This window comes from Belnapia arida, assembly GCF_016773205.1.
GTDB classification, from domain to species: Bacteria; Pseudomonadota; Alphaproteobacteria; order Acetobacterales; family Acetobacteraceae; genus Belnapia; species Belnapia arida.
Map to the genome: position 1 here is coordinate 1 of NZ_JAETWB010000016.1, position 14,040 is coordinate 14,040.

At 66.2% G+C, this 14,040-nt stretch carries 15 protein-coding genes; 2 read left to right on the forward strand and 13 right to left on the reverse strand.

The annotated features are described in order from the left end of the window. Nucleotides 1–367: 367 nt before the first annotated feature. The 3 genes from JMJ56_RS21795 to JMJ56_RS21805 form a co-directional block, all read right to left on the reverse strand. Nucleotides 368–3,139, reverse strand: a complete 2,772-nt coding sequence (locus JMJ56_RS21795; RefSeq protein WP_202833889.1) for a PAS domain S-box protein — start codon at nt 3,137–3,139, stop codon at nt 368–370. 270 nt (nt 3,140–3,409) lie between these two features. Further along, nucleotides 3,410–3,706 (reverse strand): hypothetical protein, encoded by a 297-nt coding sequence (locus tag JMJ56_RS21800; RefSeq protein ID WP_202833890.1) that lies wholly within the window; start codon nt 3,704–3,706, stop codon nt 3,410–3,412. Between the two features lie 202 nt (nt 3,707–3,908). Continuing rightward, nucleotides 3,909–4,643 (reverse strand): CHRD domain-containing protein, encoded by a 735-nt coding sequence (locus JMJ56_RS21805; RefSeq protein WP_202833891.1) that lies wholly within the window; start codon nt 4,641–4,643, stop codon nt 3,909–3,911. Nucleotides 4,644–4,917: 274 nt separating this feature from the next. Here JMJ56_RS21805 and JMJ56_RS21810 point away from each other — a divergent pair, with 274 nt between their 5' ends. After that, the gene (locus JMJ56_RS21810; RefSeq protein ID WP_202833892.1) at nt 4,918–5,646 is read left to right on the forward strand and encodes a hypothetical protein; all 729 of its coding nucleotides are present in this window, start codon (nt 4,918–4,920) and stop codon (nt 5,644–5,646) included. A 175-nt stretch (nt 5,647–5,821) separates the two neighbouring features. Here JMJ56_RS21810 and JMJ56_RS21815 read toward each other — a convergent pair whose 3' ends face one another. The 7 genes from JMJ56_RS21815 to JMJ56_RS21840 form a co-directional block, all read right to left on the reverse strand. Continuing rightward, a complete protein-coding gene (locus JMJ56_RS21815) occupies nt 5,822–6,130 on the reverse strand; it encodes a hypothetical protein (RefSeq protein WP_202833893.1) in 309 nt (102 codons plus the stop codon). Nucleotides 6,131–6,166: 36 nt separating this feature from the next. Continuing rightward, nucleotides 6,167–6,334: a hypothetical protein gene (locus tag JMJ56_RS21820; RefSeq protein WP_202833894.1), complete on the reverse strand. Its 168-nt coding sequence runs from the start codon at nt 6,332–6,334 to the stop codon at nt 6,167–6,169. A 77-nt stretch (nt 6,335–6,411) separates the two neighbouring features. Continuing rightward, a complete protein-coding gene (locus JMJ56_RS21825; RefSeq protein ID WP_202833895.1) occupies nt 6,412–7,032 on the reverse strand; it encodes a hypothetical protein in 621 nt (206 codons plus the stop codon). A gap of 323 nt (nt 7,033–7,355) precedes the next feature. Further along, a complete protein-coding gene (locus tag JMJ56_RS34045) occupies nt 7,356–7,718 on the reverse strand; it encodes a hypothetical protein (RefSeq protein WP_236038219.1) in 363 nt (120 codons plus the stop codon). Further along, a complete protein-coding gene (locus tag JMJ56_RS34050; protein WP_236038221.1) occupies nt 7,697–8,128 on the reverse strand; it encodes an ImuA family protein in 432 nt (143 codons plus the stop codon). The genes JMJ56_RS34045 and JMJ56_RS34050 overlap by 22 nt, the downstream gene beginning before the upstream one ends. 421 nt (nt 8,129–8,549) lie before the next feature. After that, entirely contained in the window at nt 8,550–9,176 is a 627-nt protein-coding gene (locus JMJ56_RS21835) for an antibiotic biosynthesis monooxygenase family protein (RefSeq protein WP_202833896.1), read from the reverse strand. A gap of 183 nt (nt 9,177–9,359) precedes the next feature. Further along, the gene (locus JMJ56_RS21840) at nt 9,360–9,671 is read right to left on the reverse strand and encodes a hypothetical protein (RefSeq protein WP_202833897.1); all 312 of its coding nucleotides are present in this window, start codon (nt 9,669–9,671) and stop codon (nt 9,360–9,362) included. Nucleotides 9,672–10,301: 630 nt separating this feature from the next. Here JMJ56_RS21840 and JMJ56_RS21845 point away from each other — a divergent pair. Further along, the gene (locus tag JMJ56_RS21845) at nt 10,302–10,517 is read left to right on the forward strand and encodes a hypothetical protein (protein ID WP_202833898.1); all 216 of its coding nucleotides are present in this window, start codon (nt 10,302–10,304) and stop codon (nt 10,515–10,517) included. A gap of 345 nt (nt 10,518–10,862) precedes the next feature. Here the strand turns inward: JMJ56_RS21845 and JMJ56_RS21850 are convergent, their stop codons facing one another. The 3 genes from JMJ56_RS21850 to JMJ56_RS35575 form a co-directional block, all read right to left on the reverse strand. After that, nucleotides 10,863–12,863, reverse strand: coding sequence for an ATP-binding protein (locus JMJ56_RS21850; protein WP_236038223.1), 2,001 nt, complete (start codon nt 12,861–12,863; stop codon nt 10,863–10,865). A 291-nt stretch (nt 12,864–13,154) separates the two neighbouring features. Continuing rightward, entirely contained in the window at nt 13,155–13,622 is a 468-nt protein-coding gene (locus JMJ56_RS21855; RefSeq protein ID WP_202833900.1) for a response regulator, read from the reverse strand. Then, entirely contained in the window at nt 13,609–13,842 is a 234-nt protein-coding gene (locus JMJ56_RS35575) for an ATP-binding protein (protein ID WP_202833972.1), read from the reverse strand. The genes JMJ56_RS21855 and JMJ56_RS35575 overlap by 14 nt, the downstream gene beginning before the upstream one ends. Nucleotides 13,843–14,040: the final 198 nt, after the last annotated feature.

The window sequence follows — 14,040 nt, forward strand, 5'->3', positions numbered from 1 at the left end:
CACTCTTGTTAAAGCCCTACGTGCGCGAGGATCTGGCAGCCAAGCTGACCCTCGTCGTGGGCGAAAGCAACGCGCCGGAGGAGTCCGCCCTGCAGGTCGGTCCCTGAACGCGAATTAACGCTACGGCGAACAGGCGACCTCCCAAGCTACCGGTTGGTTGGACCACCATCCCCGCTGGCCATGCGCTAGTTGGCCGATCATGGTTGTGACACGTTTGTGGTCGCTCCGCTGGGTGACCGCCAAGCGCGCCCTGCGACACCGGTTCAACAGGCGCATAAGGTAGAGAGACGATTCAGTTGCGGTTGCCGCATCGAGGCGACGAAGCCTACCTGCGTTTGCGTACAGGCTGCATGTTGCCGTCCCTCCCTTACTCGACGTAGATCAGCTCCTTGATTCGGCTTGCCAGCATCTCGATGGCGAAGGGCTTGGTCAGCACATGCATGCCGGGGTCGAGGTGCCCGTGACTCAGCACGGCGTTCTCCGCGTATCCGGTGATGAACAGCACTTTCAAGCCCGGGCGGTGCATGCGCGCCGCGTCGGCCATCTGGCGGCCGTTCATGCCGCCAGGCAGGCCGACATCGGTCACCAGTAGGTCGATGCGGGTGTCGGATTGCAGCACCTCGAGTCCGGCCGGGCCATCGGCCGCCTCGATTGCTGTGTAGCCCAGTTCGGCGAGAACGTCGGCAACCAGCATCCGCACCGTGGGCTCGTCATCCACCACCAGCACCGTCTCGCCCTGCTCGGCGCGCGGTACCGCCGCCTGCCCTGCCGCTTCGTCCTCGGCTTCGGCCTTGCCATGGTGCCTAGGCAGGTAGAGGCACACCATCGTGCCCTGGCCGGGCTCAGAGTAAATGCGTGCTTGGCCCCCGGACTGGCGCACAAAGCCATATATCATGGACAGGCCCAGACCAGTGCCCATCCCAATCGGCTTGGTAGTAAAGAATGGGTCGAAGGCTCGGCCGACAACCTCGGGCGTCATGCCGGTGCCGGTGTCACTTACGCAGAGCGAGACATACTGCCCCGGTGCCAGGTCGCGCGTCCGCGCCGCCCGCTCATCGAGCCAACGGTTTGCGGTTTCGACCGTAAGCCGTCCCCCATCCGGCATGGCGTCGCGTGCGTTGATGCAGAGGTTCAGCAGGGCATTCTCCAGCTGGTTCGGGTCCACCAACGTGGCCCACAGCCCGGCCGCGCCGACGATTTCAACATCGATGGCCGGGCCTACCGTCCGCCGCACCAACTCCTCCATTCCGGCAACCAAGCGGTTCACGTCGGTCGGCTTCGGCTCGAGGGTCTGCCTTCGCGTAAAAGCCAGCAGCCGGTGGGTCAACGCGGCCGCACGCCTGGATGCCCCTAGGGCCGCCGTGATGTAGCGGTCCAGCTCGCCCAGCCGTCCCTGGGCCATGCGCGTCTGCATCATCTGCAAGCTGCCGGAGATGCCCGCAAGCAGGTTGTTGAAGTCGTGCGCGAGGCCGCCGGTGAGCTGGCCCACCGCTTCCATTTTCTGCGACTGCCGGAGCGTATCCTCCGCCTGCCGCAGCGCCTCCGCCTGCGCCTTCTCCGCCGTGACATGCCGCCCGATGGCATAGATCAGGCCGCTCCGCGGCGCCGCCACCCAGGAGATCCAGCGGTAGGAGCCGTCCTTGTGGCGGTAGCGGTTCTCGACAGCGGGCAGGCGCCCTCCGGTAGCCCGCACGAGCGCCGCCTCCGTCAACTCGATGTCGTCTGGATGGATGAGTTGATCGACGCGCGTTCCGACTAGTTCGTGCGCCTCGAAGCCGAGGATCGTACCCCAGGCGGGGTTCACCCTGCGGAACACCCCGTCGAAATCGAGGACCCCCAGCAAGTCCGGCGAAGATTGCCACAAGTGGTCGCGCTCAGCGGTGCGCTCCGCCAACTCCTCTGCCTGCCGCTTCTCCTCGGTAACGTCGCGGCCAGTGCAGTAGACCATACCGTCCTCGGGAATGCCGACCCAGGAAATCCAGCGATAGGTGCCATCCTTGCACCGGTAGCGGTTCTCGAACCGGATGGCAGGCTGCCCAAGCTGGGTGAGCTGAAAGCCTTGGCGTGTGCGGTCCACGTCATCCGGGTGCAACAGCTCGAAGATGGACATGCTGGCCATCTCGGCTTCCGACCAGCCAAGGACAGTCTGCCAGGCAGGGTTGGAGGTCTCGAAGTAGCCCCGGGAGTTGAGTGCCCCCATCAGATCGGGGCTGAGCTGCCAAGTGCGGCCACGCGCCTGCGCACGCTCGATGACTTGTCGTTCGAGGTCAGCGTTCAGGCTGCGCAGCCGTGCCTCGCTCTCGCGCAACGCAGCCTCTGCCCGGCCCCGTTCTGCCGCGGCCCAAGTGCGTTCGGCCGTGCCCCTGACCATTGCTTCATCACCTGGCGTCCAGCGCCGGGGTGCCGGATTGTGAACGTAGAGGATGGCCCTTAGGCGGCCTTCCTTGATGAGGGGAGCAACGACAAGTGCGCGGCACCCGATGCTGTCCCAGGTCGCAGCATAAGCTTCGCTGACGCGCGGGTCCGCGTAGCAGTCCTCGACGATGAGCGTCCGTCCTGCCTTGAGTTCGGCGATGACGGCAGGACCGAAGCCGTCCAAGGCGCGCGCCTCACCCGCCAGACTTGCCACCGTTTCGTCATGAGTCCAATCCTGGTCGACGGAGACAACCTCCTGGAGAGCGTCGATGTCGCCGTAGCCCGCGCGTGCAGCGCCGAGATGGCGGCCGAGGAACTCAGCCGCAGCTGCAGTGACATCACCCGGAGCCGTCAAGCTTCGGAGCCGGTCCTCGAGCCCAACTAGGAAGGCGTTGCGCCGGTCAGCAAGCACCTTGCCAGTCGTCTCAGAGACAATGCAGAGCATCCCTTCGACGAAGCCACGCTCGTCGCGCACTGGCGAGTAAGAGAAGGTAAACCAGCAGGGTTCGTCGCGTCCGTGGCGTTTGAGGACCAGTGGGAAGTCCTCACGGTAGACCGCCTCCCCAGTCATGGCTGTCTTAACCAGGACCTCGACGTTCGGCCAGACTTCCGACCAAATGGTGCGGAATCCACCGCCGAGGGCGGCGGGGTGCTTGGCGCCTAAAATCTCCAAGTAGGGATCGTTGTAGAGAAAGCCGAGCTCCGGCCCCCAAACGACAAACATGGGAAACTTCGAACTAAGCAGCAGTTCGACAACGGAGCGCAGAGGCTGCGGCCATGTTCCAGGCGGCCCGAGTGGCGAGGCTGACCAATCCTGAGCGCGCATGAGCGCGCCCGTCTCCCCGCCACCGGCAGGGAAGTGCGGAGCTGGTTCCTCCATCGCCTCAGTGCTCATCGCCAAATAGGTTCCATAGTCGGTGTTTGTCTCAACCGTCTAGCTATGCCACAACGCGGCAAATGGCCAAAACACTTGCGACAATGCAGTGGATCGTCGCTAATCGATTTGGTATTCCATGGCCGCGACATGGCCGAAATCGGCAAGCAAAGCCGTGCAACCGACGTTAGCTCCGCTGATCACCATGCTGTTCGGCAACCAGATCTCCAGCGTTCCAGGGCAAGGCAGCTTCGGGTACGAAGGATCTTGCACGCCACACCAGCCCTTCGAGCTGTTGGGCCGGTTCCAAGGCGCTCTCTCTCTCGGCTTCGTGGAAATAGCGGATTTCCGGTGTGGAAGGGATGGCGCCCACTTGAATAGAGTCGCACCGCGCTGGAAGCCGATCTCGTCAAGCATGGCGGTTTTTGGCTCCCCAATAGCGAGGTAGGTCGCAACGCCATCCGGTCCGCATCCTGCACCAACAACATTGGAAACGTGGGGCCTCACCTGGGCTCGTTGTGCCTGGCGACGCACTTCGCAAGGATGAGCTGGACCTAGTCACCACTGGCAGACCGCTTGCGCGGCCCGCCAGGACTATGAGGCTACGTTGCCGTCAGGGTCACAGGTACCACTGCCCGGTTGCCTCGAAGTTTTCCGTGACATGGGCGGCGATGGCGTTCCATTCGACCACGTCGTTCGGGTTGAGCCCAAGCTCGCTCACGGCCGCAAGCACGTCGGCCGCTGGGGCCACGCCGCTGAGTTCACCCGACGCAACGGGCAGGACCAGCTTGTACCCGTCCGTGCCATCCACCTCACCGGTCGTGCCGGTGCCTTGGTTGGCGCTGGTGGTCAGGCCATGGATGACGATCTCCTTGGCCTCGATCGGTGTGATGCCGTCGAAGACCGCACTCGCATTCGGATCGTCGGCCGCAAAGGTGAAGACCTCGCGGTAGCTGAGCTTGCCGTCGGCGCCGACGGTCGGAAACATCGCCTCATCGGTATGGTCATGACCCTCCGTGCCATGGTCATGGGCGGAGTTCTCAGGGTTCAGCGTGAGGTTGAGCTGGATCGGGCCGTAGGTGGCGAGCCCTTCCGCCAGTTCCACGAAGCCGTCCCCGTCCGTGTCCTGGGCGATGGTGGGCGACTTGGCATCGGTGTCGTTGTTGAAGCCGTGGATGTGCTGAATGTGCATCTCGCCCGGCTCCAAACCGCTGGCCTTGATGTCCACGGTTAGCGTGCGGGTGTCCTGGTCGATCAACAAAACGGCCCGACCGTCGACGCCCGAATTGTTCAACGCCGTCAGGTCGGTTGAGTAGAGCAGCTTGCCGTCCTGGACGTAGGTATCGTGTGCCATGTCTTCCTCCCGGGCCGTATGGACCCAGCTGTCCTACGGGACAGAAAACAGGCCGGATGCGGAACAGAAGGCGGAACAACGGTGCCGCCAAACTGTAATGCTGACGGCGCAAATCTTCGGGGCGACTTTGCACCGAAGACAGTTCATTCTGAGCGTGCCTCAAACCGACATCGTTATTGAAATTGCCCAGGCGGAACTAAGCGGTGGCGCGCCCCTTTGCCCCGGCGAGGGTGGGGCGCGGCCAGTGCCCCCGAGGCGTTCGAGAGGTAAGGACATGAGACAAGCACTATTCCGAGTCACCCTTGCGGTGGCGGTGGCTTCGGCACTGTTCCTGTCGCCCGGCTCCACCGTCGCCCAGGGCGGCTCCCCGGGGCAGCGCGGCGGCCAGGAGACCGCCGACGGCTTGCTCGCCCGGCAGGGCGACGGCTCCTACCAGCCGGTGACCTACGACCCGGACAAGGCGCCCTTCGGGCTGCGCGCCAACAATTGGGTCGCGCTGAAGGGGCCGAACCTGAGCGGCCGGTGGCCGGGGCAGACCGGCGCCAACGCGCAGCACTTCGCCAGATTCGAGAATCCGGCCTATGCGATCCGCGGCTTCGTCGATCTTATTCGGCAGTACCAGGTCCGCCACCACGCGCGCTCCGCGGCTGACTTCCTCGGGCGCTACTCGCCCGCCGGGGACTGCTCCGGCGCGCCGTCCGTCCCGCCCGCCGAGCGGCGCGAGGGCGGTGGCTGCCCTGAGAACGAGAAGACCCCACCGGTGAGTGCTGTGCGGGCGGCGCGCGCCGTCGGGCTGGGGCCCACCGACGACCTCGACTTGTTCGGTGCCGACGGCCGCATCAGCCACCCGGACCGGCTACGTGCCCTGCTCGACGCCGTGGTGACCCAAGAACTAGGCCCGGGCGTCTGCCCGCAACCGCCGCGCGGCGAGACCTGGATCGGCTGCCGCGTGGACGACAGGCTGTACAACCGCGCTGCCGAGCTGCTGGACCACGGCGGCTGATCGAGGCTCCGGGAGCGGTGCGCCAGCCTCGCGGTTGGCCACGGCACCTGCCTCCTCCTAGGCCAGGACGGACTCTTCCGCCCCGTCGAGCGCGCGCCGCAGCGCGGCGGCCAGCCGGGCGCGGTCGCAGGGGGCCTCCATGCTCCCGGACATCATCAGGTCGGTCAGCACCATGTCAACGGCTGCAGCCCGAACGCCGCGAGCCGCGCGTCGGCATCCTCCGCCTCCAGTACCCGGTAGCCCAGCTTTGCAAAAGTCGCGGCCAAAGCACCGCGCACGACGCGGTGTCCTCGACCAGCAGGACCGTCTCGCTGTGACCGCGCGGCACCTCGGCTGCGGTGCGACGCGAATCAACGTTCCGGCCCGACGCGGCGCCGGTCCGCGGCAGCAGGATGGCGACCTCGGTGTCCCGGCCCGGTGCGCTGTCGACGGTCGCGCTGCCATTGAACTGGTGCGCGAAGCCGTGAATTTGCGCCAGCCCCAACCCGGTCCTCTGACAATGAGCCCTGGCCGCGTCAACTCACTGGCAGGTGACCGCCACATTGCCCGAGCTTTCCCGGCGAGCGCTGCATTGCTCGACGCGCGCCCCGACCTCGATGTCGGCTGAGGCACCGCTCCGGTACTTGCAGCGGACCGTGACCGTGCGGCCAGCGGCGTAGACGCTGCCCAGCGTGAAGACGCTCCCCATTCCGGCGGCCGTCTGGGGCCAGGTAGGCCAAGTCGGATGGCGGCCCGTCGAATATGTCGACGGCCTGGACCGTGTCGTCAGACCGCACCGGGCAGACTTCCGCTGGCCCATCCGAAGCCCGAGCTCAGGGTGAAAATGCGGAGCGTGGCCAGGGCGGCCGACGCAGGTAGGCTAGGTCGGTTCGACCACAAAGAAGCCGCTCCCCCGGTTCGAGACACCGTGGCCGTCCCATCGAATGAGGTGCCAAGGGTGTCGGCCCGCCGGACCATGGCGTAGGTCGCCGGATCCTCGGGCGGCACCGATGCGATATCGACCCACTGGCCCTTGTGGTCCTCCAGCAGCTCGAAGGCGCGCCGAAGGCAGCCCAACATGCCGAGCCCGAGCACGTCCACCTTCATGAACCCGAGCGCATCGATGTCGTCCTTGTTCCACTCGACGATCTGCCGCCCGGCCATCGCTGCGGGCGCGACGCGGACGAGCTCGTCGAGCTGGTCGCGAGTCAGCACGAAGCCGCTCGGGTGCGTCCCAAGCTGGCGGGGGAAGCCGATGAGCTCGCGCGCCAACTCCAGGGTCAGCCGCAAGCGTCGGTCGGCGGGGTCGAGGTTCAGCTCCGTGGCGTGCTCCTCGATGACGCCTTCCTCGGACCAGCCCCAGACCTGCGAGGCCAGCGCGCCGGTGACATCCTCGGGCAGCGACACCGGACCGGCCTAGGCGCCGGACGAGGTCGTTGAGCATGGCGTCTTCGCCGCCGTGCAGGTGGGCGCAGCCGGTGACGTCGAGCCAGATCCCGTCCGGCGGCTCGGGCGCAGTCAGGGGGGAGTAGCGCAGGCACCAAGCGGCGCGGTCGGCGAGCGCGTCGGCGTCGCCTCCGGGGTCCGCCGCGGCCATCTCGAGCCCCGGCACCATCGCCTGAGCATGGGCGAGCGGCATGCCCGGACGCAGGCCGAGCACCTACGCCGCCCGATACGCTGCCGCGACCGTGAGGCGGCGGCCATCGTGGGCGCGCGTCACCAGCGGCGCCTCAACCGGCGACACGGCGCCTCGGCTCCTCTGCAGCCGGTCGGTCGACCAAGTTGGCAGCCAGAGCGAGACGACCCTCCGCATCGGGGCACTCCAAAATCCAGGAACAGGGTTCACCGCCAAGGGCCCGCAGCAGGTCGAGTCGCCAGCGCGCCAGGCCGAGGCCGGGCGTCTCGGGCGACCAAGGCAGCGGCGGGGCGGACGGCAGGGGGGAGACGCGCCACCGCGTCACCGCCGCGCTGGGCTCCGCCAGGGCGGCGTCGTCGTGCCGGGCGCTGCGGCGGAGGGCGAAGGCGACGGCGCCCGTGCCTTCGGCAGCGAGCTGAAGGCGGCGCGAGGCCGTCAGGCTGAGGCGGCCTGGCACCTCGCCAACGACGCCCGCAAGGCCGGGTGTCGCAGCCCCTCCTCCATGGCGGCCAGCACGTCCCGGCCCGCCTCGACGTGGAGGACGCGCTCGGGGCCAAGGCCGACCTCGGCCAGGGCCGGAGCGAAGAGGTCAAACCACGCGGAGACCCACAGCACCGGCCCATTCGCTCGGGCCAGGATGCTGGCCGTTAGCAGGGCCGCGGCGGCGCCATGCTCGGTGTCGGAGCCGGATCCGGCGACCTCATGCAGGGCGCCTCGGGCAATACCGCCCCCAGGCAGAGCTTCGTCAAGGGTTGGGAGGCCGAATCGGACGGCGGCCGCACGGCCCGGGGTCAGCAAGCGGTGCTCGATGCGCGCCACCTGCTCCCTCAAATCCTCCAGCAGTGCTGCCCGGCTCGCCCCGGCCATATCCACCCACCTCCATCCGAAAGAACGTAAATTGAACGAACGAGTCGCTGGAAGTCCGGATCCACGCTCAGGGTTGTGGATGTCTTGGGATAACAAGGATCATTTCGAGGTGGTGGGATTGGGACACTCCCAGGAGCGCACCGTGTTGCCCACCCTTTGCATCATCGGCGCGACGACCGCGCCATCCCTCAGGCGAAACAGCTGCCTGGCCTTCGCGCTGGCGTAGGGTCAAGAACATGAATTGCCTACGTCGGGCCGAGTCTGGGCGGACCCGGAAAACCGCGGGCCTAGCCTCGTGCGGCGGCTAGGCCGGGTTGAGCCCAGTGCCAGCTAATCGGGCAGGCATCGCCCGGGATGCTGTGGGCTTGTCCGGCATCGCGCAGCAGCCCCGCGCGACCAGTAACGTCTCCGCGGCGTTGCCCTATGCCGTCGCCAGCACCGCTGTCTCACCCGCCGTCACCTGCGGCTCCCGGTATGCCATCTCGCCTAATTGCTCACGCATGATGTTCAGCACTTCCTCATGCGAATGGGTGGCGTGCTCGCGGCTGTCGAACAGCGAGACAGAAATGGCGCGGTCTGGGTTGGCCTCGTCACGGAAGGCGTAGAAGCCGCGGAAGCCCGGCGCGTCCATGATGGCAGGCAGCGTGTGCTGACTTACCGCCGAATGCATGGTCTCAGCTTGCCCAGGTAGCCCGCTATAAGTGCGGACGAGAATAAATAGCGCCTGCTGCCGGTCCTTAATCTGCTCTTGCGGATGCGCAATGGAGTCGAAAACGGTCTTCCCAGCCATGACCTCCGGCGGCTCGGGCATGAGATCGCGCATGTTGGCCTCGATCCAGTCCCTCACGCGTTGGTGGGCCTGCATCGCCGCGTCCTTGTCATCGAATATGCCGACCGAAAAAGCGGCGTTACCGTCCTCTGTGACGAATGCGCAGTAACCACGGAAGCCGGGCCGTCCCTCGATGAGCGGCGCGATGTGGTCGCGCGTGCGTCGCACCACCTCCTCGGGGGAGCCGCTGAGCTTGGTCCTGCGGATCACCACGTACATCGCCCTTCCTCCCCTTCCGCCCGCCTGCCCGAAGGTGCCTCCGCTCGGGACAGGAGCACCCGACGGACGCCAACGCGTGAGGAGGCAGAGCGGCTAGGCAGAAAACAGCGTCTTGCTGGCGCGGTCGGTTGAGGGTCGTGACCGTTTTTCATCCCCAGCGGGTCGGTCCATTCCGGTGAGCAACTAATACCAAGTCTCCGAGAGCGTGACTCGCGGGGGATTCCCAGGCTGATGGCGCTGATGCTTGGCGAGCCACGACAGCTTCGACACGCCGGAGGAAATCGTCAGCCGACTGCCCCTGCCGTGTGCCAGTCTCAGGACCACCGGCGACACGGCTGCGCAGACCTCGGGAGCGAACATCAGGTCCGTGGCATCGGAGGTGACCGACTGCGCTACGCTCCTCAGGTCTTCGGCATTCAGATGCCGCAGCAGAAGCCTCAAGTCCGCGGCCCGAATCAGATCCGGCGGCAGCAGCCGGTCGGGCGCCTGGGACACTCCCAAGACGCTCTGGCCCTTCCAAAGGCTCTCCGCGATCTGCTCGTGTTATATCTCGGCCGGTGGCTTGATCCCGAGCCATCGGCATCAAACACCATCCACGCGCCCGGCCGATCTTCGATATCGCCTGTCCTGCTGCTGGACGTCCGCTTGCTGGGCACTTTGGCGATGTCGCGCCAGGCCATGCTGACGGGCGACATCCAATTCGGACCCGGCACATCAATGACAACTGCGCCCGTCAGGGCTTCGACACTGATGCCCTGCTCTGCCAGAGCGCTTTGGACGGCGAGCCGGGCTGCAATCCGGGCTGGGTCTACGGCCTTGGGTGCCTCAGGAACGGCTCTCCGTCCTGGAAGTCGTTATCGACGAAGCTATCCTCGTCTACTGCATCATGGTCGGCGGGCATGCTGATACCTCGTCTGCTGTCATGCGGGTTGGTGGCACGGCAAGGCCGGTCTGTATTCGCGGGGCAGGCGCATAGAATCAGGCTGTCTCTCGTCCACAAGGCTCTCCGGCTCAGGTAAGAGAACGGCAAAACAACATTGGTTGGCGGCAACTGCGAGCGTTGGGTCGACTTCTGACGAGGCGGCGAGATTGCTGCAACGAGACTCCGGCTGCCAGGAAACGGACATGTTCAACCTATGGACTACGAAGAATCCGCTGATGAGCATGTTTCTAAGCGGCGCGAACGCCTGGGCCGGAGCCGCCCGGGGCATCATGACCAGTCAGGCCAAGCGCCATCAGGTGGCCGCGATGCGGGAGGGCACTAAGCAGGTCACCGACGCCTGGGCGGCGGCATTGACCAACGCCGCGCCCAAGAAGCGGACGAGGAAGAAGCGGTCCTGAGGCTGCCCCATGTGCAACCTATACAGCATGACTCCTTCAGCGAGTGGGCGGACGCCAAGCCGAAGAAGACGCCGGTCTGGTTCGGGCTCTCAGACGAGCGCCCCTTGTTCGCCTTCGCCAGGATCTGGACCACCTGAACAGCGAGGTTCTCGGGCCTGAAAGAGGCCGCGGCACACCCACGTCAATCGCAAATCAGGACCGTCGTCACAGCGTGGGCGCAACCGCATCCCAGGGTAGATGACGCCAGGGCTGCGGCGCTGCCCGACCCGACACCCTCACTACCCAGGCTCTTGGCATGCAACGGCAAGGTCCGATAGCTTAAAGCAGTTCCCGGCGCGAATCAGACTACATCTGAACGGGCTCCGCTACTCCGACCAAGGCGCGTTGGAGTGCGGCAGCCAGCTGAAAGCGCGTGCAAGGCTTCTGCAGGAACGTCACGCCGTCTAGCAGCTGCCGCTCGCGCAGCGGGTCGAGATGGCCCGTTACCAGGATGACAGGGAGTTTGGGGCTGCGAGCGCGGACAGCCTCGGCCAGTTCCAAGCCGTCCATGCTGCCGGGCATCGTCAGGTCGGTGACGACGGCATCCACGCCTGCGGCGGCCTTGAACGCTGCCAGCGCCGCGTCGGCATCCTCCGCTTCGAGCACCTGGTAGCCCAGTTCGATGAGGGTCGTAGCCATGACTCCGCGTACCGAAGGGTCGTCCTCGACCAGCAGGACAGTCTCGCCCTGCCCTGCTGGCGCCTCCAGCACGAGGGCGCGCACCTGGTCGCGGTCGTCCAGCGCGGCCTCGGTCCGAGGCAGCAGGATGGCGACCTCGGTCCCCTTTCCCGGTGCGCTGTCGATGGTCACTGTGCCGCCGGACTGGTGCGCGAAGCCGTGGATCTGGGCCAGTCCCAGCCCGGTTCCCTGTCCGGGCGGCTTGGTCGTGAAGAACGGCTCGAAAGCGCGATGGCGTATTTCCTCGGGCATGCCCGGCCCATCGTCGCGAACCGTGATGCGGACGTAGTCACCGCTCGGCGGCCAGCCGTCCGGCCCCGCGGCCACGTGCTCGGTGCCCAGGGAAATGACGATGTGGCCAGCCCCGGCGATCGCATCGCGGGCGTTGATGGCAAGGTTCAGCACCGCCGATTCCAGCTGGTTCCGGTCCGCGAGGCAGAACCCGACATCACCATCGTCCTCGACCGAGAGGCCGATCCTGTCCCCCGCCGTCCGCTGGAGGAGGGTACGCATGCCCTCCACGACCTCGACCGGGTCGAGCGGCTTAGGGTCGAGGCGCTGACGGCGTGAGAAGGACAGCAGCTGCGCCGTGAGCCCGGCGGCCTTCCCGGCCGCGTCGAGCGCATTGTCGGCGAGGCGCACGAGGTCGGGGCGATCCTCGCCCGCCCGCTTGCGAATGAAGCTGAGATTGCCCATGACGGCGGTCAGCACGTTGTTGAAGTCGTGGGCGATGCCACCCGTGAGCTGACCGACCGCCTCCATCTTCTGCGCCTGGCGCAGGCGCTCCTCGCTGGCCCGCAGCGCTGTCTCCGCGCGCCTGCGCTCGGTGACGTCCACGATGGCGCCCATGGTGCGAACTGGTGCTCCCGCCTCGTCGCGGATGAGCCGGGCCGAGATGAGCACGTCAGCAACCTCACCGGAGCACTTGATGAGCTGGAACTCGAGGTCGTCGAACCCACCCTGCAAGACAAAGCGCGGCCAGCAGGTGCTGAATGTCTGCTTGGCCTCCTCGGCCATGAACTCGGTGAGGTGGCGCCCGAGCACCTCCTCGCGGCGTCCAAAGCCCATGAACTCGAGCCATCGGTCGCTGACGGACAGGATGCGACCGTCGAGGTCGAGCGAATGGAGCGGGAGGGGCGCCTGCGCGAACAATGTGCGGTACTGGGCCTCGCTTTCGCGCAGAGCCTCCGTGGAGAGTCTGCGCTCCTCGGCGAGCAACTCGAGCGCCCGGTTCGCCTCGCGGAGCTGCGTCTGCGACGGCAGGGCGAGAGCCTTGGGTAGCAGCGGCCAGAGCGCGATGGCGGTCGCCACCGAAACCACGGCTGTTCCGGCCTTGACGATACCCTCCAGCCCGTATGCCGGAACCCAAAGGGTGAGCAGGTCGAGCCAGTGGCCGGTGCCACAGAGCAGGATGAAGGCGGCGAAGAGCCAGAAGACCGGCTTGAAGGCGAGGTCGCGGCGGCGCCGGGCGAAGACCGTCAGTGCCAAAGGGATGGTGAAGTAGGCCACGCCGATGGCGACATTCGACACGGCGTGGGTCCAAATGAGCCAAGGCTCCCACAGCAGGCAGAAGCCATGTGGCGTCAGCCCGGACGGATCAAAAAGCCAACGAGCCAAAGTATCCAGCATGCGGTTCCGTTCTCATCCCACTCGCGGCACCATCCGATCATGGTTCCGCTCACGGGGCCGTTACCCATCTAAGTAGCGGAATGGATGCAGAACGGTCGAGGCACTTCTGCATATTTTGGGTTGATTATTCCTCCAAACAATTACGTGGTAATGTTTATGGCAGCAAATCTGGTCTGTGCTCAGCCTTTCTCGGATCGCTGTGTCCGGGACCCCATGGTATCGCGGCAGCCGCGCAGGCGCCGGATACCTCACTCCAGCTAGAACTGCCGAACCACACCCATCCCAGCCGTCTCAGGACGGCGGCGGGGCTTCCAAGGGTGCCGAGGGCAGTTCGGACATGACCATCCAGTACACCCCGATTGTCTTGACCATCTCGAGCAGCCCGTCGAAGTCCACCGGCTTCACGAGGTAGCCGCTTGCCCCTAGGTCAAAGGCGCGGTCCACGTCCGCGCTTTCCTTTGACGAGGTCAGCATCACCACCGGAATGCGCCGAAGACCCGCCTGGGCGCGCAGCCACTCCAGCACCTCGAGGCCACTACGGCGTGGGAGCTTTATGTCCAGCAGGATCAGGGTCGGCATGGGATGGCGGTTGCGGTCGGCATACTCGCCCTGGCCGGAGAGGTAGGCGACGGCGGCGTCTCCATCCTCCACCACGGGGAGCGCGTTCGACAGCTTGGCTCGCCGGAACGCGCGCTGTACGCACAGGATGTCGTCCTCGTTGTCCTCGACCAGGAGGACCGGGAACTCACACATGTCCATGGTCCGAATTTTCCTTTGGCAGTTCGAACCAGAACCGGCTGCCGCGGCCGGGCTCGGATACGACCCCGACAGTGCCGCCGAGCGGCTCGATGCCCTTCTTGACGATGGCCAGCCCGATGCCGGTGCCAGGATACGCCTTCTGCCCGTGCAGCCGCTCGAATACCCGGAAATCTTGTCGCGGTGTTCGGGACGGATGCCGATGCCGTTGTCCTCCACCCAGACCCGAACGCTGCCACTGCGGTGCTCCGGGGCTTCAACGCAACGCGGCTTCGGAACGCGCCTGCTCGAGCAGGCGCTGCCCTACGACCTGGGCGCGGGCGCCGCCGTGAAGCTGCACTTTGAGCTCGCCGGTCTGCGCGCCACCGTCCGCTTCTTGCCAGGGGTGACGAGCGGAAGGTGACTGATGCCCTGCGGTTTC

Bases quoted from the DNA above. Each gene is read 5' to 3' on its own strand.
- JMJ56_RS21795 (WP_202833889.1), bottom strand. From the start codon at position 3,139: ATGTTTGTCGTTTGGGGGCCGGAGCTCGGCTTTCTCTACAACGATCCC.
- JMJ56_RS21800 (WP_202833890.1), bottom strand. From the start codon at position 3,706: ATGCTTGACGAGATCGGCTTCCAGCGCGGTGCGACTCTATTCAAGTGG.
- JMJ56_RS21805 (WP_202833891.1), bottom strand. From the start codon at position 4,643: ATGGCACACGATACCTACGTCCAGGACGGCAAGCTGCTCTACTCAACC.
- JMJ56_RS21810 (WP_202833892.1), top strand. From the start codon at position 4,918: ATGAGACAAGCACTATTCCGAGTCACCCTTGCGGTGGCGGTGGCTTCG.
- JMJ56_RS21820 (WP_202833894.1), bottom strand. From the start codon at position 6,334: ATGGGGAGCGTCTTCACGCTGGGCAGCGTCTACGCCGCTGGCCGCACG.
- JMJ56_RS34050 (WP_236038221.1), bottom strand. From the start codon at position 8,128: ATGGCCGGGGCGAGCCGGGCAGCACTGCTGGAGGATTTGAGGGAGCAG.
- JMJ56_RS21835 (WP_202833896.1), bottom strand. From the start codon at position 9,176: ATGTACGTGGTGATCCGCAGGACCAAGCTCAGCGGCTCCCCCGAGGAG.
- JMJ56_RS21845 (WP_202833898.1), top strand. From the start codon at position 10,302: ATGTTCAACCTATGGACTACGAAGAATCCGCTGATGAGCATGTTTCTA.
- JMJ56_RS21850 (WP_236038223.1), bottom strand. From the start codon at position 12,863: ATGCTGGATACTTTGGCTCGTTGGCTTTTTGATCCGTCCGGGCTGACG.
- JMJ56_RS21855 (WP_202833900.1), bottom strand. From the start codon at position 13,622: ATGGACATGTGTGAGTTCCCGGTCCTCCTGGTCGAGGACAACGAGGAC.